Raw genomic sequence first — 18963 nt, 5'->3', positions numbered from 1 at the left:
CCGCATCGAGGTGCCCCAGGAGCCTCCGTCGGCTTTCACTGACGGAGGCTCCTTGCGCGCATCCGCGCTGCTGGAGCGATCTCGCTGAAGGTGTCGCGCTCGCGCTTCCAACGTCGCGGTCCTGCCGGCCCTGAGCCCTCCTTCGCCCTGACCGGTCGCGTCACCTGCCAGTTCGCGCGGCCTTCAGCGGTGTGACTAATGTGTCGCGTGCCAGGCATATGCGTCCTGCCACGAGGGGACTCGACCCTCCCCTGAACGGGATGCATGGACCTTTGTCCTGGTGGAGCACGGTCCGGGCGAGTGGGTATGCGAGCTATCTGGTGATGCGCGAGCTGGACGAGACGGCCGCCGGCGGTCCGATTGGGGTCCGCCTGGCCGTCTGGCGTCGCCGCCGGGAGCTGAGCCGGGATGACCTTGCCTCCCGCACCGGCCTGGGGCTCGATTACCTTGCCGGGCTGGAGACGGGTCGGGAGTGGGTGGACCGCCGCGGCCGGCTGGCGGCGCTGGCCACCGCCTTGCGGGTGGATATCGCGGACCTGACCGGACAGCCCTACCCGCCGCGCGGGGAGGAGAACGCGGCGGTGCGGGCAGTCGCCTTCCACCTGCGGCGCAGCCTGGCCCGCCGACAACCGGCTACGGCCCCCGGCGTGCTGCTGGAGGAACTGGCGGAACGGACGCGGGCCGCCGCACAGGCCGATACCGCGGGCGACGAGCACCATCTCGCGCTCGCGCTGCCGGAGTTGATCGAGGCGGCCGACCACGCGATGGCCGCCGCTGCGGGGCCCGGGCGGGACGAGGCGGTGCGGCTGCGCGTGGACGCGCATGTGCTGGCCGCTGGGCTGCTGCGACGCCTGGGTTACAAGGACCTGGCGTGGATGCTGCTGCACCGGGCCCGTCCCGGCACACGCGAACCGCTGCCGGTGCTGGTCGAGGAGGTGCGGCTGCTGATCGACCTCGGCCTGCCGGAGTACGCGCTGGCCCGCGCCGACCGCGCCGAGGACCTCGGAGCCGACTGGGAGCTGCCGGCGCTGGCCGCCGTCGCCCAGGCCATGGCCGGACGCCGCCCGGAGGCCGAACGACTCCTTGCCACGGCCGCCGAACGGGCCGCCGACACACGGGAGTCGGCCCTGGTGATCGCAGCCCGCGCCGCCGTCGCCGCCGAACACGGCGACGCGGCCGAGGCCGCCGACCACGTACGCGCGGCGGATCACGCCGCACTCGACGGCGCCCACCGCTCCAGTTTGCTGGTGGTCGCCGCGGCGGCCGAGGCCCGCCAGGACCGTGCCGAAGAGGCTGCTGCCCGGCTGATCGAGGCCGACGCGGCGGCACCGCTGCGGCTGCGGCTGGACCCCTTCGCTCGCGACCTGGTCGCCGCGCTCACCGACCGCACCACCGTTCACACTGCGGCGGTGCGGGATCTGGCCGAGCGGGCCGGGCTGCGGTGATGCCGCCCGTCTGGCGGGAAAGCCCCTGGGGGCGGCAGGCTCGCCCTACGCTACGGCCGAGGCACGGGAGTTGAGGCGGGGGAGATGAACGAAGAGCAGGCCGTCAGGATCGGCGAGCGTCTGCGGTCGGCTCGCCGCCAGCGCGGGATAAGTCTGCGCAGTCTCGCGGGCCTGGCCGGGGTGTCGGTCGGCTACCTGTCGATGGTGGAGAACGGCCAGCGGCTGCTCGACCGCTCCAGCCTCATCACCTCCTTCGCCGAGGCACTGCAGATCGCCCCGTCCGAACTGACCGGCCAGCCCTTCGCCCCGCTGGACCCGCACACCAGCGCGGCCCACGAGGCGATCCCCGCTCTGCGGCTGACGCTGATGGGCCTGACCATGGCCACCCCACCGGACCGCCGCCCGCCTCTGGTTCCGGCGGCGGCGCTGACCGAACGGGTGGCGAAGGCCAACCGGCTCTATCACGGGGCCGAATACGGCACCCTCGCCGCCGGGCTGCCGGCGCTGCTGGCCGACCTGCACGCAGCCGCCAAGGACGCCGGCGGCGCCGCCCGCCGCGAGCTGCTGAAACTGCTGGCGGACGCCTACCATCCGGCCTGCACCCTGCTGCTGAAGAACCTCGGCTACACCGACCTGGCGTTCATCGCGGTGACCCGTGCCGCCGAGGCGATCGCGGAGCTGGACGACCCGGTCTACTCCGCCCTGTCCGGCTTCTTCCACACCCATGTGCTGATGGCGGCCGGCAGCCCCACGGTGGCCCTGGCACAGGCCACCGCCGCCGCCAACACCCTCGAAGCGCACCTGACGAGCCCTGATGCTCATGCGCTGCTCGGCGAACTTCACCTGATCTCCGCCACCTCGCTGACCCTGGACCGGCAGCGGCCCGGGAACACCCGCGCCGAGGATGTCCGCGGCCACCTGGCGGAGGCCGCCAAGCTGGCAGGCCGCACCGGCGAGACGCGGGCCTGGCATCTGAACTTCGGCCCCACCAACGTCGGCATCCACAAGGTGAGCCTGAACACCGACCTCGGTCTGCACGGAGCGGCCGTCACCGCCGGGGGCGGGGTCCATCCCGAGACGCTGGCGGAGGCTCCGGGACGGCAGGCGGCCTTCCACGCCGACCTGGGCCGGTCGCTGGCCCATCTGCGAGGCCGGGAGGCCCAGGCGGTCGCGGCCCTGCTGACCGCCGAGGAGATCGCCCCGCAGCGCATCCACGCCAACGCACCGGTGAGGAACACCGTCGAGTTCCTCACCGACCGGCAGCTGCCCGCCCACGCAGCGCGGGACCTGCGGGGCCTGGCCCACCGCATCGGCCTGTCTCTCTGACCAGCAGTGTCTCCCTGATCCGGCTGAGTACATAAGTCCGTACGCGGCTCAGGACGTTCCTCGGTACCTGACTTCTGCGCGAATGCCGTACGCGGTTGAGCACGTTGGTCTGTACGCAACTCCCGCGCCCGGCGTTCCTCACCGGCCGACCCTGATCCGGGGCTCGGGGATTGCGGGTTCACCGTCGTGAACACCTCTGCGTGCTGGGTCTCTTACCTTCGGTCACGGTCCGGGCGGCTGCCGCTCGGAGAGAGGGTGAGTCCCGCGATGCCCAGCACTGTGATGCGCCACGACTTCCAGGTGGTCTCCGAGGCCGAGTACGTCCCGCTGGCCCGCCACGAGACGGCCAAGGTCCTTGCCGACTGGGGCATGTCCGAGGAGGTCGTGGGCACCGCCTGCCTGATCATCAGTGAGCTGGTGACGAACGTGGTGCGGCACGCGGCCGTGCTCTCGCCCACCGCCGCGGTCAGCCTCGCTGTCGAGGAGCAGGCCGCGCTGGTGCTGGCCGTCGCGGATGCCCACCCGCTCAAGCCGAAGCCGCTGCCCACCGCCCACGACCTCGGTGGCCGCGGCCTGTTCCTGGTCGACGCCCTGGTGAGGGGAGTCCACGGCAGAGCCGAGGTTCTCCCGGAGACCGCCACGGGCGGCAAGCGGATCGTCATCCGTCTTCCCCTGGCTCCCGTTGTGGCCTGATCCACCCCCGGCACTGCATCAGACGGCGGCTACAGCGCCGTCGACGACTTGCACCTCCCACCACAAGAAAGAGGACAGCTGATGCTCGAATCGGTCCGCCACCTTGACCAGGTGGCCCGCGAGTGGAACAGCAACCCCGAGGACGTGCTGCTGATCGCGCTGAACGCCTCCGGCGCCCGGTCCCCGCTGACCAAACCGCGCATGCGCTTCCGGCTGCGGCTGGACTCCCGCCCCAACACCCCGCTGTTCCTGATCCTCTCGCTGGGCCGGGAGGACTCCCCGTTCGAGCTGGACGAGCACGAACTGCGGCTGAACGGTGAGAAGGTCGGCGAGGTCGACGGCATCGAGGACGACGACGCCGTGCTGGGCTACTGGCGCAACGGCACCAAGATGCTCACCATCAACTCCAACGCCCGCAGCCAGTGCACCGGCTGCGTGTTCTGCCCCAACACCCTCGAAGACGCCTCTGACCCGAAGATCAAGGCCCTGGACCTGCCCGGCTACCTCGGCGCTCTCGCGGTGAACTCGGGCATGGAGGACCTGTCGGCGGTGGAGACGGTCACTGTCTGCACCGGCTGCTTCCTCTACGAGCACCTCGCGCTGGATCATCTCGCCGAGGTCCGCGCGGCGATGGGCCACAACGGCTGCACCGGCACCCTGCACTTTCTGTCCTCGGTGCTGAGCAGCAACGAGGGGATGGACGCCGCCGCCGGTCTGGGCCCGTTCCACCTGACGCTGACCGCCGAGTGCTTCACCGAGCGGCGGCAGATCCTCAAGGAGTCCAAGGCCAAACTCACCCCCGCCGAGATGACCGCCGCCCTGGGCCGGGCGAAGCAGCGGGGCATCACCACCGACTTCACCTACATCGTCGGACTGGACCCGATCGAGGACGCGATCGAGCACCTGAAGGACTTCGTGCCGGTCACCACCGCCTTCCCTCGGTTCCAGACCTACCAGGCCCACAACGCCTTCATGGAGGTCTACCGCACGCCGGGCTCAGACACGATCGAGTGGCACCTGACCATGCGCCGGCACCTGGAGGAGCTCTTCTCCCCGACGGGCTTGCGTCCGCAGTGGTGGCAGAACTACCGCAGTCCGTGGTGCTTCACCTTCGCCGGGGAGGAACTGACGGGGGCGAAGATCTGATGACGACCCTCACGGTTCGCGCACCCGCCCAAGCCGGGGTGGCCACGAAGACCGTGGTCCGCGCCGTCCGCGCCTGGCAGTTGCCCCCGCAGCCCGCCGGGCTGCCGCCCGAACTGCCCGAGCAGGTTGCCGCCGCGGCAGGTGAGCCGCCGGCGGGCCCGGCCTGGGCCGAGCACCGCACCCGGTTCGCCATCGAGCTGGTCGGCGACGGAGTCTCCGGCTGGCAGGCCCCGGTCGCCGAGACAGTCGTGCAGATCATCGCCGACGATCTGGCCGCCGGGCTGATCGGGCACGATGCCGCCGCACCCCGCCGCCTGACCTACCGGCCGAAGGCCGGGCGGCACCGCAACGGCACACACGCCCGGCAGGCCGCCTCCGCGGTCGAACTGGCCTGCTGGGATCTGGCCTCCCGTGCCACCGGGCTGAGCGTGACCGGACTGCTGGGCGGCACCATCCGGCCCAAGGTCCCCGCCTACGCCTCGGCACTCGGCCTCGACCCGTCCCACGCCTCGGCCCCGGAGGCGGCGGCCTGGATCACCGCGGCGGGGTTCTGGGGGCAGAAGTGGCCGCTGCCCAAACCGCTGATCCTCGCCGGACCGAGGGCGGTCGCGAAGACGCTCGGGCGGTTACGGGAGGCAGCGGGCGAGGGCCGCTTCATGGTCGACGCCTTGGGCCGATGCCGCCTGGACGAGGCGATGCAGTTGCTGCCCGTCCTGGCCGATCTTCAGGTCACCTTCGCCGAGGAACTCCTGCCGCCCGGCTCCTTCGGCTGGCACCGGCTGCGCGCGGCCGGAACCGGAGTTCCGCTGGCAGCGGGCGAGCACGCCGTCGACGAGGCCGAGCAGACCCGGCTGCTGACCGGCGAGGCGGTGGATGTCTGGCAGGTCGATCCGGGCTGGTCGGGCGGGCTGGCCCGCTCGCTGCACACCACCGAGACCGCCGCGGACCTGGGCATGGCGACCTTCCCGCACGGCGACCGGCTGCCCGCCGCCCTCGCCCTGGCCGGCGCCTGCTGCCGCGACAAGATCCCGGCTGTCGAGTGGCACCTGACCCTGGAGCCGCTGCGGCAGCAGATCTACCCCGCCCCCGTCCGCGTCGAGGACGGGATGCTGTCCGTCCGCACCGTCCCGGGCCTCGCCGAGGCCCCCACACTGCCTGTGAAAACGGCAGTGCTGGAGGTGACGGGCTCGTGACCACCCAGCATCGGTTGCTCCGCCCCCTCTGGGAGGGGGTGCGTGGCATCTGCTTCGACCTGGGCGGCACCCTGGTACGTCCCGAGGCCGAGCCGACCACCGGGCAGGTCGCCCGGCTGCTGGGCATCTCGCTGGAAGAGGCCCGCGCGGTGATGGAGCAGGGAGCGAAACGCCGCCGGGTCACCCCCGAGGGCCTCGCCCGCGACCTGGCAGCCGCCTTCCGCCGCCCTGCCCTGGTCGGTCCGCTCATCCACGTGCTGGAGCGGGTCCGGCAACGGGCCGCCGAGCCGGAGCTGTTCCCGGATGCCCAACCGGCACTGACCGCGCTGCGCGAGCGGGGCTACGCGCTGTTCGCCCTGACCAACAGCCTCGGATCCTCCATCCCGGCCGAGCCCCCGCAAGCATTCCGCAACCTGCTGGACCAGGTGATCTATTCGGCTGAGACCGGCGCGGTCAAGCCCGAACGCGAAGCCTTCGCCGCCGTCGAACACGCCTGCGGGCTCGGCCCGGACCGGCTCCTGCACGTCGGGGACTCGCCCCGGGCGGATGTCGCCGGAGCCGCCGCGGCGGGCTGGCACACCGCCTGGCTGGACCGCCACATGCCCTGACCACCGAACGCGTCGCAGACCCGGCCCCGCCTGGCTTCGCCGACTGGAGCTACGCGGCACGGCAGGCTGCCGAGGCCGTGCCCCACCAGGCCATCGACGCCTGCTGGCGGGCGTTGAACCACCTGTCCGCGGCCCAGCTCTACCTCACCGACAACGCCCGCCTCGCCCGCCCGCTGAGGCCCACAGACGTCAAGGAGACTCCCCGCGGGCACTGGGGAGTCTGCCCGCCGGTCAACTACATGCTCGCTCACCTCGGGCCGCTGACCGCCCGGCGGCCCGCCGGGTCCGAACTGCTGGTGCTGCACGGCGCCGGGCACGCCAGCCCCTCGGCGCTCGCCCACGCCTACCTGGGCGGCAGCCTGCACCTGACCGGGAACGGGCCGGGCTGCTCGATGCCCGAACTGCGTGCCCTGATCACCGGCTTCCCCCACCCGGAGCGGTTCGGCGGGGAGATCACCCCGCTCATCCCCGGCGTCCGGCACACAGGCGGACAGCTCGGCCCCGCCCTCGCCATCGCCCAGGGCATGGTGCTGGACGCCCCGCACCGCCTGGTCGTCCCACTGATCGGGGACGGCGAGCTGGAGACCGGGGCAACCGCGGCGGCCTGGCTCGCCCGCCGAGCCCTGCACGGCAGCGGAGAGCACGGGGCGGTGCTGCCGGTGGTGCTGGCCAACGGACTGAAGATGGGCGGCTCCTCACTGCTGGCCGGCATGAACCAGGACGAGGTACGCGCATATTTCACCGGCCTCGGCTACGAGCCGCTGATCCACGACGGCGCCGACCTGCCCGGTTTCCGCCAGATGCTGGCCGACGCCCTCACTCGGCAGCGGCCGCTCGGCGAGCCCGGTCGGCAACCGGTGATCGTGCTGACCATGCCCAAGGGCCACACCGGACCAGAGCAGGTGGCCGGGCGGCGGATCGTGGGCACCCCGGCCGTCCACAAGACTCCGCTGAAGGACCCGCGGAACAACGACGCGGAGTTCGCGGCACTGGCGGCCTGGCTCGCCTCCTACCGGCCCGCCGAGCTGTTCACCACCCAGGGCCGGCCCACCGACCTGGTCCGCCAGGCCATGGCCGGCCCTCCGCGCGAGCCGGAGACGGCCCGGCCCCCGGCCCCACTGGCCGCCCGCGGACCGCAGTCCTGGCCGGATGTCTCCTCGGTCGTCCGCGAGCGGGCGGCGAACGGGGCCTTCCGCCTGTTCAGCCCGGACGAGATCGCCTCCAACCGGCTGGCGGTGACGACGGACGATGCGCTGCCGCCCTGGGCGACCGAGATCCTGAATGAGGAGATCTGCCACGGCTGGCTGCAGGGCTACACCGAGACCGGACGGGACGCGCTGCTGGCCACCTACGAAGCCTTCGCCCCGGTCAACACCAGCCTGTTGGTCCAGCACCTCAAGCACCGGCGGCTGTGCTACCTCGCCGGGCAGGGCGGACTGCCCTCGGTCAACTACCTGATCACCTCGCTGGGTTGGCGCAACACCTACACCCATCAGAACCCCGGCCTGGTCTCATCGATGCTGGAGACCGAGGACGGCTTCGTGCACGTCTACACCCCGGCGGACGCCACGCGGGCCGCCGCCGTCCTCGCCGTGATCCTGGCCGGGCACGACCGCGTTAACTTCCTGATCACCGACAAACATCCCGGCCCCGCCTTCCCGCCGGACCCGTTCCGCGACGAGCTCACCGACGGCGCCGCCGTCTGGCCTCACCTGAGCCACCACGGCCGCCCGCACCTCATCCTCGCCTCGGCCGGGGACATCCCGGCCCGCGAGCTGACCGCCGCCGTCACGCTGCTGCGCCGGTCGCATCCCGAGATCAAGATCCGCTATTTGCACGTCAATGACCTCGCGGTCCTCGGCCCGGCCCCGCACTGGCCCTACGCTCTTGATGAGAGGACCTTCACCCGCCTGTTCGGCATCGACACCCCCGTCCTGATGGCCGTCCCCACTCATCCCGCTCCCGTCCGCGCGCTGCTGGCCGCCCGCGGCGAGACCAGCCGGTTCCACGTCGTCGGCTACCGGGAGCCCAGCCGTCCCACCACCCCCGAGGGACTGCTGGAGCACTGCGGCCTCTCGGCCGCCGCCCTCTCTGCCCGAGCCGCCCTGATGATCAAGGAGCACAGTGGATGACAACTCTCGATACGGCGTTTTTGCCCGGCCCGAAAGTCCTGGACGCCTTCGAACGTGGCGGCTTCGTCGTCCTGCGCGACGTGATCACGCCCGAGTGGCGCGAGCAGGCCGCCGCGGCGGCGATGCGGCTGCTGGCCGACGACCGCACCCTCGGCAGGGACCGCAGCGTCGACGGCAAGGACGGCTTCCGCGGCATCGTCGCCATGGACGACACCTTCCTGCCGCTGGTCACCAACCCGAAGGTGCTGCCCACCCTCGTCGCGCTGCTGAGCGCGAACCTGCACCTGATGTCCAGCAACCTGATCTACCTGCCGTCCATCCCGCCCGGCGGCAAGCGCACCATCCGCGTCCCCGAGCGGCACGGGTGGCACCGCGACATGAGCAGTGCCACCCGCGACCTCGGCACCGATGCTGTCCCGCGTATGTCGATCAAGGCCGCCTACTTCCTGAGCGACCTCACTCCCGACGCCGGCGTCACCATGGTCCTCCCCGGCAGCCACACCGACACCGGACCCGTCACCGTCCCGGCCGGAGCCATCGACCCATTCGGCGCGATCACGCCCGACCTCGGCCCCTGCGACGCCTTTCTCTTCGAGAACCGCACCTGGCACGCGGGCGGTCTCAACACCTCCGGCCACCCCCGGCTGGCAGTGATGATGCAGTACGGCTACCGCTGGCTCGCCCCCGTCGACGACCCCGCCCCCCAGCTACTACAACGCGGGGACCTGACCGACATCGAGCAGCAGCTGCTCGGCCGCCCCGACCGCAACCCGGACGGCTCCGTTACTCACGAAGGCGCCGGAACCGCGCCCCTGCGCGCCTGGTGGCAGCACCTCAACCCGGACCCGGCTCGTTCTCCGGGATGACACCGCACACGCCCAACCGAACGCGAAAGACTGACGAGATGACCTACACGCCCGACGAGCTGTTCGCCTCCACCGCCCCCTACTACGCACGCTACCGACCCGGCTACGACCAGGCTTTCTACGACATCCTGGCCGCGCGCTTCGCCCTGGACGGCACTCAGCGCGTTCTTGACCTGGGCACCGGCACAGGGGTGCTTGCCTTGCCCCTCGCCAAGCTCGTCGGCCAGGTCACCGCCGTCGACCCCGAGCCGGGCATGTTGGAAGAGGGCCGCAAACTCGCCGCCGAGCAGGACATCACCAACATCGACTGGCGGCTCGGCGACTCCGCCACTGTGCCCGGCATGGGCCTGGGACCGGTGTTGCTGACCGTGATGGGGGCCGCCTTCCACTGGATGGACCGCGACCAGGCCCTTCGCGACCTCGATCAGCTCATCCAGCCGAACGGGGCCGTCGTCCTCGCCTCCGGCGGCGCCCCCGGCGACATCGAGCCCGCCCCCTGGCTCCAGGTCATCGCCGACGTCCGCACCCGCTACCTCGGCCCCGAGCGCCGGGCCGGATCAGGCACCTACTCCCACCCCAAGGAACGCCACCAGGACATCCTCGCCCGCTCCCCGTTCTACAACGTCGAAACCGCCAGCTGGGACCGCACCGTCACCCGCACCCTTGACGAGGTGATCGGCCTGCAGTTCTCCTACAGCTACTCCAGCCCCGCCCAACTCGGCGCCCAGAAGGACGGCTTCGAACGCGACCTGCGCCAGGCGCTCAGCGAGTTCGCCCCCGACGGTGTCTTCGACGAAGTCGTACGCACCGAAGCCATCATCGCCACGCGCCCCTGACAAGCCGCCCGCTGCTGCGAAGCGGCCCCTGTGGCATCCCGTTCACCGAGCCGGGAGGCCATCGCCCGCATCGACCTGGCCCTCGCCCATGCCCAACTCGGCAACCCCGACGACGCCGTTGCCCTCGGTCACCAGGCCCTCGACTCCGCCCGCGTCGTCGACTCCGTCCGCCACCGTGCCGGCGACCTCAGCTCGTTCCTGACCCGCCGCTATCCCCGCCAGGCAGCCGTCGAAGGACTGCGCGAACGCCTGGCCGCAGCCGACGCCGCCACTCGACCGGCCTTACCGACGGCATCCCCTTGAGCGCGAAGGACACCGCGATGACGACCGACGGGCCGCGGCCCGGTGAGCACTCCCTCACCATCCGCAAGCCGTACTTCGACCTGATCGCCACCGGCGCCAAGACCATCGAGGTCCGCGTCGGCTACCCCAAGATCCGCAAGATCAACCCCGGGGACACCCTGCGGATCACCTGCGCGGACGAGTCCCTGACCACCCGCATCACCGCGGTCGAGGAGTACGACTCCTTCACCGCGATGCTGGATGCCGAGGACCCCGCCGCGATCGGTGGACCGGACCTGACCCACGACGAACTCGTCGCCGCGATCCGCGACATTTACCCGCCCGAGAAAGAGTCCCTCGGCGTCTTCGCCCTCCATCTCACCCTCACGCAGGCGGACACCTGAGAGTCACTTCCCAGTGCGGGCTCGGGCGGCCGGGCCGGTCAGGGCGTTCCGGGCTGCCGTGGTCGGCTCTGCCGGCTTTCTGACTGGGGTAGGGGGCCAGGGGGCCGGGCCGGCGGGCGACCGAGCGTGGGTCCACCACCAGCGAGGCCCCGCCGCACCCGCTGTACCCGCCGTGTCGCTGCACCCGCTGTTGCCCGTTGCGTCGCCGTTGCCCGCCGCACCTGTCCGTGTCCGCCGTGTCCGCCGCACCTGTCCGCGCCCGCGGCACCCGTCCGTGTGCGCCGCGCCTGCCGTGTCGCTGCACCCGCTGTTGCCCGTTGCGTCGCCGTTGCCCGCCGCGCCCGTCCGTGTCCGCCGCACCTGTCCGTGTCCGCCGCGCCTGCCGTGTCGCTGCACCCGCTGTTGCCCGTTGCGCCCGTTGCGTCGCCGTTGCCCGCCGCACCTGTCCGTGTCCGCCGCACCTGTCCGTGTCCGCCGCACCTGTCCGCGCCCGCGGCACCCGTCCGTGTGCGCCGCGCCTGCCGTGTCGCTGCACCCGCTGTTGCCCGTTGCGCCCGTTGCGTCGCCGTTGCCCGCCGCGCCCGTCCGTGTCCGCCGCACCTGTCCGTGTGCGCCGCGCCCGCCGTGTCGCTGCACCCGCTGTTGCCCGCCGCGCCCGTCCGTGCCCGCCGCGCCGCCGCGCCGCTGCACCCGCCGCGCCCGTCCGCGCCCGTCCGCGCCCGTCCGCGCCCGTCCGTGCCCGTCCGCACCCGTCCGTACCCGTCGTGAAGGCCGGCGCCAGGACCGGACTGGGTTCGAAGCAGCCGTCTCGCACCTCGAAGGGCCGGAACGCCTCGTACTTCGCCTCCCAGGCCGCGGCCGGCTCCCGCAGCCGCCCGTCGTCGGCGACCCGCACCACCGCGCTGCGCGCCGTGCGCTTCCGTGCGCCGGTGCGGAAACGCGGCGCCCCGCCCGCACGGCGGGCAGCGGCGTCACGTGCGGGCGCCCGTCCGGCCGTACGGTCGAGATCCAGAAACGCAGCAACGCCTCGGCCTCGGACCAGGCGGGTGCGCCCGTGCCGGAGCAGCGGCGGTCCGGTTCGCCCTCGGGTTCCCGCATCGTGCCCCCCCCGTGATCGGCCGGCCGACGGCCCCTGCCCAGTACGGACCAGACCGGTGCGCGAACCCCATCGCCGTCCGCCCCGGCGCTTCACCGGGGCTCTCCGGTTAGGCTCTCGCCAGGACGACCTTGATCCGACCCGACCCGAGGGGAGGCCGCGGATGACGCCGGGGCGCAGGAGCAGCACCTTCACGCGACTGCTGCGGCACGGCTTCACCGACCCCTCCGGCGCGGAGCGGCTGCTCGACGGCGCCGAGCTGGCCCCCGTCCGCAGCGACCCGGTCCTGCTGGAGGCGCTGGGCGCCACCGCCGACCCGGACCTCGCGCTGAGCGGCCTGGTACGTCTGCTGGAGGCCCAGCCCGACCCCACCGCACACCGCGAACTGCTCGACACGCTGATAGCGGCCAAGCCGCTGCGCGACCGCCTGCTCGGCGTGCTCGGCGCCTCCGCGGCCCTCGCCGACCACCTGGCCCGGCACCCCCGGGACTGGGCCGAGCTGGTCACCTACGAGCCGCACGACCTGCACCCCGGCGTGGCGGAGTTCGAGCGGGGCCTGTCCGAGGCCACCGACCCGGTCTCGCTGCGCGTCGCCTACCGCCGCTGTCTGCTGTCCATCGCCGCCCGCGACGTATGCGGCACCACCGACATCGCCCAGACCGCCGCCGAACTCGCCGACCTCGCCACCGCCACCCTGCGCGCCGCCCTCGCCATCGCCCGCGCCGCCGCCCCCGGCGACGCCGCGCTGTGCCGGCTCGCGGTGATCGCGATGGGCAAGTGCGGCGGCCATGAGCTGAACTACGTCTCCGACGTGGACGTGATCTTCGTCGGGGAGGCCACGGACGGCGCCGACGAGGCCAAGGCGCTCAGGGCCGCCGCGAAGCTCGCCTCACACATGATGCGGATCTGCTCCGAGACCACCGTCGAGGGCTCCATCTGGCCGGTGGACGCCAATCTGCGCCCCGAGGGCCGCAACGGCCCGCTGGTGCGCACCCTCAGCAGCCATCTCGCCTACTACCAGCGCTGGGCGAAGACCTGGGAGTTCCAGGCGCTGCTCAAGGCCCGCCCGGTGGCCGGGGACATCGAACTGGGGGAGGAGTACATCAGCGCGGTCGAGCCCCTGGTCTGGACGGCCGCCGAGCGCGAGAACTTCGTCCCCGACGTGCAGAAGATGCGTCGGCGCGTCGTCGAGAACATCCCCGCCGCCGAGGTCGAACGCGAGCTGAAGCTCGGCCCCGGCGGCCTGCGCGACGTCGAATTCGCCGTACAGCTCCTGCAGTTGGTGCACGGCCGGTCCGACCCCGCGTTGCGCAGCGGCACCACCCTGGACGCGCTCGCGGCCCTGGCCGCCGGCGGCTACGTCGGCCGCGCCGACGCCGCCCGGCTGGACGAGGCGTACCGCTTCCTGCGCTGCCTGGAACACCGCATCCAGCTCTACCGGCTGCGCCGCACCCATCTGGTCCCCGACGACGAGGCCGACCTGCGCCGCCTCGGCCGCTCCCTCGGTCTGCGCACCGACCCGGTGGACGGGCTGCTCCGCGAATGGCGGCGGCACACCGGCGTGGTCCGCCGCCTGCACGAGAAGCTGTTCTACCGTCCGCTGCTCGACGCGGTCGCCCAACTCGCCCCGGGCGAGGCCCGGTTGAGCCCCGAGGCGGCCCGGGAACGGCTGGTCGCCCTCGGCTACGCCGACCCGGCCGCCGCGCTGCGCCACCTGGAGGCGCTGGCCGCGGGCGTCACCCGCAAGGCGGCCATCCAACGCACCCTGCTGCCCGTCCTGTTGGGCTGGTTCGCGGACTCCGCCGACCCGGACGCGGGTCTGCTCAACTTCCGCAAGGTGTCCGACGCGCTCGGCAAGACCCCCTGGTATCTGCGGCTGCTGCGGGACGAGGGCGCGGCGGCCGAGAACCTGGCCCGCGTGCTGTCGGCCGGCCGGCTCGCCCCCGACCTGCTGATGCGCGCCCCCGAGGCGGTGGCCCTGCTCGGCGACGGCGACGGCGACGGCCTCGAACCACGCGGACGCGCCGGCCTGGAACAGGAGATCCTGGCCGCCGTGGGCCGCGCGGAGAACGCCGAACAGGGGGTCACCGCGGCCCGCGGGGTCCGCCGCCGTGAGCTGTTCCGCACCGCCGCCGCCGACATCGTCGACTCCTACGGCACCGAGGCCAACCCCGTCGAGGCCGACCAGGGCGCGCTGGTGGACCGGGTGGGCGGCGCGGTCTCCGACCTGACCGCGGCGACCCTCGCGGGCACGCTGCGCGCCGTGGTCAGGGCCGGCTGGGGCGACACCCTGCCGACCCGCTTCGCGATCATCGGCATGGGCCGCTTCGGCGGCCACGAACTGGGCTACGGCTCCGACGCCGACGTGGTCTTCGTACACGAACCGCAGGACGGTGTGAGCGACCACGAGGCGGCCGCCGCGGCGGGCAAGGTCGTGTCCGAGATGCGCCGGCTGCTCCAGCTGCCCAGCGCGGACCCGCCGCTCTTGATCGACGCCGATCTGCGCCCCGAGGGCAAGTCGGGCCCCCTGGTGCGCACCCTCAAGTCGTACGCGGCCTACTACCGCAGATGGTCCCTGGTCTGGGAGTCACAGGCACTGCTGCGGGCCGAACCGGTCGCCGGGGACGCGGACCTGGGCCGCAGGTTCATCGAACTGATCGACCCGCTGCGCTACCCGGCCGAGGGCCTGGGCGACGACGCGGTCCGCGAGATCCGCCGGCTCAAGGCCCGCATGGAGTCCGAACGACTGCCACGCGGCGCCGATCCGAAGCTGCACACCAAGCTCGGCCCCGGCGGGCTCTCCGACGTCGAGTGGACGGTGCAGCTGCTCCAGCTCCGTCATGCCTGGGCCGAGCCGGCCCTGCGCACCACCCGCACCCGCGAGGCCCTTGCCGCCGCCCGCGCGGCCGGGCTGATCTCCGCCGAGGACGCCGCGACCCTGGACGAGGCGTGGGTGCTCGCGACGCGGGTGCGCAACGCGGTCATGCTGGTCCGCGGCCGGGCCGGCGACACATTCCCCACCGACCCCCGTGAACTGGCCGCCGTGGGCCGCTACCTCGGCTACACCTCGGGTCACGCCGGCGACATGCTGGACGCCTACCGCCGCACCACCCGCCGGGCCCGAACGGTCGCCGAGGAGCTGTTCTACGACGCTTGAGCCCAGGACGGCGGGCGCCGTCCCGGTGGCTGCTTCGTCACCAGGCGGGGCAGTGCGTAGGGCAGGGAGCCGTACCACAGCCCGGCCAGGGTGTAGCCGAACGCCAGGCACAGCATGCCGCCGACCGCGTCGAGCCAGAAGTGGTTGGCGGTGGCGACGATGACCACCAGGGTCGCCGTCGGGTACAGCAGACCGAGTACCCGCACCCAGGGCACCGTGGCCAGCGCGAACACCGTCAGCCCGCACCACAGCGACCAGCCGATGTGCATCGAGGGCATCGCGGCGTACTGGTTGGACATGTGCTTCAGATCGCCCGAGGCCATCGAGCCCCATGTCTGGTGGACCATCACCGTGTCGACGAAACGGCCGCCGTCCATCAACCGGGGCGGGGCGAGCGGATACAGGTAGTAGCCGACCAGGGCCACGCCCGTCGTCGCGAACAGCACCAGACGCGTCGCCGCGTAGCGCCCGGGGTGGCTGCGGTACAGCCACACCAGCACCGTCAGTGTCACCACGAAGTGCAGTGTCGCGTAGTAGTAGTTCATCCCCACGATCAGCCAAGTCACCGAGTTCACGGCGTGGTTGACCGATTCCTCGACGGCGATCCCCAGCCGGTGCTCGGTCTGCCAGATCCAGTCGGCGTTGCGCAGCGCCTTGCCCCGTTGTTCCGGAACCGCGTTGCGGATCAGGGAGTACGTCCAGTAACTCACCGTGATGAGCAGGATCTCGTACCACAGGCGGGGCCGTCGCGGGGCGCGCAGCCGACCGAGGAAACGCTGCTCGCCCTCGCCCGTGACGGCCTGCGGAACGGCCCCCTCCTCGCGACCTTCCGACTGTGTCACGGTCGAGTCACTCATAAGCACAGAGTCTGCCAGAAAAGCTAGGTCCGGCAGATCATCCCAAGGTCGGGTCCGCAACGCATGTTCTACGCCACAGGGCCCCCACCGCACGCCCCGCCCCTCCTCCCACCGCACGCCCCGCCCACCGCGCCCTCCACCCTGCGGAGGAGGGGTGCGGGCGGGTTCAGGGGCGGGTTCGGTCGCCGGGGGCCGATGCCGTCGAACCGCGTACCACCAGTTCCGGCATGAACACGAACTCGCTGTGCGGGGCGGGAGTTCCGCCGATCTCCTCCAGGAGCGTACGCACCGCAGCCTGCCCCATCGCCGGTACCGGCTTGCGGATCGTGGTCAACGGCGGGTCGGTGAAGGCGATCAGCGGGGAGTCGTCGAAGCCGACCACCGAGACGTCCCGCGGGACGTCCAGGCCGCGCTGCCGTACCGCCCGTATCGCGCCGAGCGCCATCATGTCGCTGGCGCAGACCACGGCCGTACAGCCCCGGTCGATCAGCGCGCCGGCCGCCGCCTGGCCGCCCTCCAGCGTGTACAGCGAGTGCTGGACCAGCTCCGCCTCGACCGTCTGCGCGGCCAGCCCCAACTGGTCCTGCACCGCCCGTACAAAACCCTCGATCTTGCGCTGCACCGGCACAAACCGCTTCGGCCCGAGGGCCAGCCCGATCCGGGTGTGCCCCAGCGACACCAGATGGGTCACCGCCAGCGTCATCGCCGCCCGGTCGTCGGGCGAGATGAACGGCGCCTGCACCTTCGGCGAGAAGCCGTCGACGAGGACGTACGGCACGCCCTGCGCGCGCAGCCGGTCGTAGCGCTGCATATCGGCGGTGGTGTCCGCGTGCAGCCCGGAGACGTAGATGATCCCGGCGACCCCGCGGTCGACCAGCATCTCGGTCAGCTCGTCCTCCGTCGACCCGCCCGGGGTCTGTGTGGCGAGCACCGGCGTATAGCCCTGGCGGGTCAGGGCCTGCCCGATGACCTGCGCCAGGGCGGGGAATATCGGGTTCTCCAGCTCCGGGGTGATCAGCCCGACCAAACCCTCGCTGCGCTGCCGCAGCCGTACCGGCCGCTCGTAGCCGAGCACGTCGAGCGCGGCGAGCACGGACTGGCGGGTGGTGGCGGCGACGCCCGGCTTCCCGTTGAGGACGCGGCTGACGGTCGCTTCGCTCACCCCCGCTTGCGCGGCGATGTCCGCAAGCCGTGTGGTCACGCCACCGGACTGTACCGGTCGGCTCACTCCCTGCCCACCGATCGGACGCCGGGCACGACCCGTCGCACGGCTCGCTGCGGGTTGCTGCGTCATCGCGGTCCCTCGTCCCTCTGGTCGGCCTCGGATGGCAAGAGCTTGCAGAGTCTTGCACAAGGTGCCCCGGACCCGCGGATCGGCCGCGTTCTCGGGTCGCGAGGGGGCGAGGGCCGATGACGCCAGGGTAGCCCAGGACCTCTCTTGCGCTTTTTTTCTGCAAGGTCTTTCGCAACGCTTACATCGCTGTTACGTTCACGTCGCCCGGCGGACGCAACGGCGCAGTCGGCACGTCGCGGGGACGGCGGACGGGCCCGCTCCCCGCACCACTCGGGCTTTTCACCCTCAAGGAGAACTCATGCGGCGTGGCATAGCGGCCTCCGCGCTGGTGGCGTCCCTCGCCCTCACGGCGACGGCGTGCGGCGGCGACAGCGACAACGGCGGCAACGCTGACGGCCCGGTCACCATCACCTGGTGGGACACCTCCAACGCCACCAATGAGGCGCCGACGTACAAGGCCCTGGCCAAGGAGTTCGAGGCCGCCAACAAGGACATCAAGGTCAAGTACGTCAACGTCCCCTTCGACCAGGCACAGAACAAGTTCGACACCGCCGCCGGCGCCAAGGGCGCCCCCGACGTGCTGCGCTCCGAGGTCGGCTGGACCCCGGCGTTCGCCAAGAAGGGCTACTTCCTGCCGCTGGACGGCACCACCGCCCTCACGGACCGGGCCGAGTTCCAGCCCAGCCTGATCACCCAGGCGCAGTACGAGGGCAAGACGTACGGCGTACCGCTGGTCACCGACACCCTCGCGCTCGTCTACAACAAGGCCCTGTTCGCGAAGGCCGGCATCACCGAGGCCCCCAAGACCTGGGACGAGATGAAGTCCGCCGCCGCCAAGATCAAGGACAAGACCGGCGCCGACGGCTACTGGGGCTCCACCCAGGCGTACTACGCCCAGTCCTTCCTGTACGGCGAGGGCACCGACACCGTCGACGCCGCCGCCGAGAAGATCACCGTGAAGTCGGCCGCCGCCAAGAAGGCCTACGGCACCTGGCTGAGCCTGTACTCCGGCAAGGGCCTGCACAAGGCCGACACCACCGCCGACGCCTACGCCCACATCCAGGACGCGTTCGTCAACGGCAAGGTCGCCGCGATCATCCAGGGCCCCTGGGAGATCACGAACTTCTACCGGGGCTCCGCCTTCAAGGACAAGGCCAATCTGGGTATCGCCACCGTCCCGGCCGGCTCCACCGGCAAGGCGGGCGCCCCGACCGGCGGCCACAACCTCTCGGTCTACGCCGGCTCCGACAAGGCGCACCAGGAAGCGGCCCTGAAGTTCGTCGACTTCATGACCTCGGCGAAGTCCCAGGAGAGGGTCGCCCTGAAGAACTCCACGCTGCCCACCCGCGACGACGCCTACACGGCCCAGGTGAAGGCCGACCCCGGCATCGCCGGCTTCCAGGGCGTGCTCGCCGCCGCCCAGCCGCGTCCCGCGCTGCCCGAGTACAGCTCCCTGTGGGGCCCGCTGGACACCGAACTGCCGAAGATCGCGGGCGGCAAGGAGTCCCTGGACACGGGTCTGGGCAACGCCGAGGTCGCCATCGAGAAGCTGGTCCCGGACTTCAGCAAGTAAGGCCCGGGTGGCCGCCGGCTCCGCCCCCGAGCGCGCGACGTCGCTCGAACAGGGG

The 18963-nt window shown here is 72.1% G+C and carries 15 protein-coding genes; 13 read left to right on the top strand and 2 right to left on the bottom strand.

Going from position 1 to position 18963, the window contains the following annotated elements; all coding sequences use genetic code 11:
- Window positions 1-260 precede the first annotated feature (260 nt).
- The 12 genes from ABT245_RS04745 to ABT245_RS04685 all read left to right on the top strand — a co-directional run bounded on the left by ABT245_RS04745 (window position 261) and on the right by ABT245_RS04685 (window position 15184).
- A complete protein-coding gene (locus ABT245_RS04745) occupies window positions 261-1445 on the top strand; it encodes a helix-turn-helix domain-containing protein (RefSeq protein ID WP_351728561.1) in 1185 nt (394 codons plus the stop codon).
- A gap of 84 nt (window positions 1446-1529) precedes the next feature.
- Window positions 1530-2771, top strand: coding sequence for a helix-turn-helix domain-containing protein (locus tag ABT245_RS04740; RefSeq protein WP_351728558.1), 1242 nt, complete (start codon window positions 1530-1532; stop codon window positions 2769-2771).
- Window positions 2772-3038: 267 nt separating this feature from the next.
- Window positions 3039-3464 carry an ATP-binding protein gene (locus ABT245_RS04735; RefSeq protein ID WP_351728555.1) on the top strand — a complete coding sequence of 142 codons (426 nt, stop codon included), beginning with the start codon at window positions 3039-3041 and terminating at the stop codon, window positions 3462-3464.
- An 81-nt stretch (window positions 3465-3545) separates the two neighbouring features.
- Window positions 3546-4610, top strand: a complete 1065-nt coding sequence (locus tag ABT245_RS04730; protein WP_351728553.1) for a radical SAM protein — start codon at window positions 3546-3548, stop codon at window positions 4608-4610.
- Window positions 4610-5803: an enolase C-terminal domain-like protein gene (locus tag ABT245_RS04725; protein ID WP_351728551.1), complete on the top strand. Its 1194-nt coding sequence runs from the start codon at window positions 4610-4612 to the stop codon at window positions 5801-5803. Before ABT245_RS04730 ends, ABT245_RS04725 begins: the two co-directional genes overlap by 1 nt.
- Window positions 5800-6411 (top strand): HAD family hydrolase, encoded by a 612-nt coding sequence (locus tag ABT245_RS04720; protein WP_351728549.1) that lies wholly within the window; start codon window positions 5800-5802, stop codon window positions 6409-6411. The genes ABT245_RS04725 and ABT245_RS04720 overlap by 4 nt, the downstream gene beginning before the upstream one ends.
- 77 nt (window positions 6412-6488) lie before the next feature.
- Entirely contained in the window at window positions 6489-8543 is a 2055-nt protein-coding gene (locus ABT245_RS04715) for a phosphoketolase family protein (protein WP_351728547.1), read from the top strand.
- Window positions 8540-9409 carry a phytanoyl-CoA dioxygenase family protein gene (locus ABT245_RS04710; RefSeq protein WP_351728544.1) on the top strand — a complete coding sequence of 290 codons (870 nt, stop codon included), beginning with the start codon at window positions 8540-8542 and terminating at the stop codon, window positions 9407-9409. The genes ABT245_RS04715 and ABT245_RS04710 overlap by 4 nt, the downstream gene beginning before the upstream one ends.
- A gap of 38 nt (window positions 9410-9447) precedes the next feature.
- Window positions 9448-10245 (top strand): class I SAM-dependent methyltransferase, encoded by a 798-nt coding sequence (locus tag ABT245_RS04705; protein WP_351728542.1) that lies wholly within the window; start codon window positions 9448-9450, stop codon window positions 10243-10245.
- 30 nt (window positions 10246-10275) lie between these two features.
- Entirely contained in the window at window positions 10276-10548 is a 273-nt protein-coding gene (locus tag ABT245_RS04700; protein ID WP_351728539.1) for a hypothetical protein, read from the top strand.
- A 17-nt stretch (window positions 10549-10565) separates the two neighbouring features.
- The gene (locus ABT245_RS04695) at window positions 10566-10931 is read left to right on the top strand and encodes an ASCH domain-containing protein (protein WP_351728536.1); all 366 of its coding nucleotides are present in this window, start codon (window positions 10566-10568) and stop codon (window positions 10929-10931) included.
- A gap of 1259 nt (window positions 10932-12190) precedes the next feature.
- Window positions 12191-15184, top strand: a complete 2994-nt coding sequence (locus tag ABT245_RS04685) for a bifunctional [glutamine synthetase] adenylyltransferase/[glutamine synthetase]-adenylyl-L-tyrosine phosphorylase (protein WP_351728533.1) — start codon at window positions 12191-12193, stop codon at window positions 15182-15184.
- On the opposite strand, the gene ABT245_RS04680 is transcribed toward ABT245_RS04685, so the two are convergent.
- Window positions 15172-16041 carry a phosphatase PAP2 family protein gene (locus tag ABT245_RS04680; RefSeq protein WP_351728530.1) on the bottom strand — a complete coding sequence of 290 codons (870 nt, stop codon included), beginning with the start codon at window positions 16039-16041 and terminating at the stop codon, window positions 15172-15174. The genes ABT245_RS04685 and ABT245_RS04680 overlap by 13 nt on opposite strands.
- A gap of 166 nt (window positions 16042-16207) precedes the next feature.
- Window positions 16208-17242 carry a LacI family DNA-binding transcriptional regulator gene (locus ABT245_RS04675; RefSeq protein ID WP_351728527.1) on the bottom strand — a complete coding sequence of 345 codons (1035 nt, stop codon included), beginning with the start codon at window positions 17240-17242 and terminating at the stop codon, window positions 16208-16210.
- Between the two features lie 391 nt (window positions 17243-17633).
- Here ABT245_RS04675 and ABT245_RS04670 point away from each other — a divergent pair, with 391 nt between their 5' ends.
- Complete coding sequence (locus ABT245_RS04670; RefSeq protein WP_351728525.1) at window positions 17634-18908, top strand: extracellular solute-binding protein; 1275 nt, start codon at window positions 17634-17636, stop codon at window positions 18906-18908.
- Window positions 18909-18963: the final 55 nt, after the last annotated feature.

The organism is Streptomyces sp. NPDC001508 (genome assembly GCF_040298665.1).
Classification (GTDB): domain Bacteria; phylum Actinomycetota; class Actinomycetes; order Streptomycetales; family Streptomycetaceae; genus Streptomyces.
This window is presented reverse-complemented; position numbering and strand designations above follow the sequence as displayed.

Bases quoted from the DNA above. Each gene is read 5' to 3' on its own strand.
- ABT245_RS04745 (WP_351728561.1), top strand. From the start codon at position 261: ATGCATGGACCTTTGTCCTGGTGGAGCACGGTCCGGGCGAGTGGGTAT.
- ABT245_RS04740 (WP_351728558.1), top strand. From the start codon at position 1,530: ATGAACGAAGAGCAGGCCGTCAGGATCGGCGAGCGTCTGCGGTCGGCT.
- ABT245_RS04735 (WP_351728555.1), top strand. From the start codon at position 3,039: ATGCCCAGCACTGTGATGCGCCACGACTTCCAGGTGGTCTCCGAGGCC.
- ABT245_RS04730 (WP_351728553.1), top strand. From the start codon at position 3,546: ATGCTCGAATCGGTCCGCCACCTTGACCAGGTGGCCCGCGAGTGGAAC.
- ABT245_RS04725 (WP_351728551.1), top strand. From the start codon at position 4,610: ATGACGACCCTCACGGTTCGCGCACCCGCCCAAGCCGGGGTGGCCACG.
- ABT245_RS04710 (WP_351728544.1), top strand. From the start codon at position 8,540: ATGACAACTCTCGATACGGCGTTTTTGCCCGGCCCGAAAGTCCTGGAC.
- ABT245_RS04705 (WP_351728542.1), top strand. From the start codon at position 9,448: ATGACCTACACGCCCGACGAGCTGTTCGCCTCCACCGCCCCCTACTAC.
- ABT245_RS04695 (WP_351728536.1), top strand. From the start codon at position 10,566: ATGACGACCGACGGGCCGCGGCCCGGTGAGCACTCCCTCACCATCCGC.
- ABT245_RS04685 (WP_351728533.1), top strand. From the start codon at position 12,191: ATGACGCCGGGGCGCAGGAGCAGCACCTTCACGCGACTGCTGCGGCAC.
- ABT245_RS04680 (WP_351728530.1), bottom strand. From the start codon at position 16,041: ATGAGTGACTCGACCGTGACACAGTCGGAAGGTCGCGAGGAGGGGGCC.
- ABT245_RS04670 (WP_351728525.1), top strand. From the start codon at position 17,634: ATGCGGCGTGGCATAGCGGCCTCCGCGCTGGTGGCGTCCCTCGCCCTC.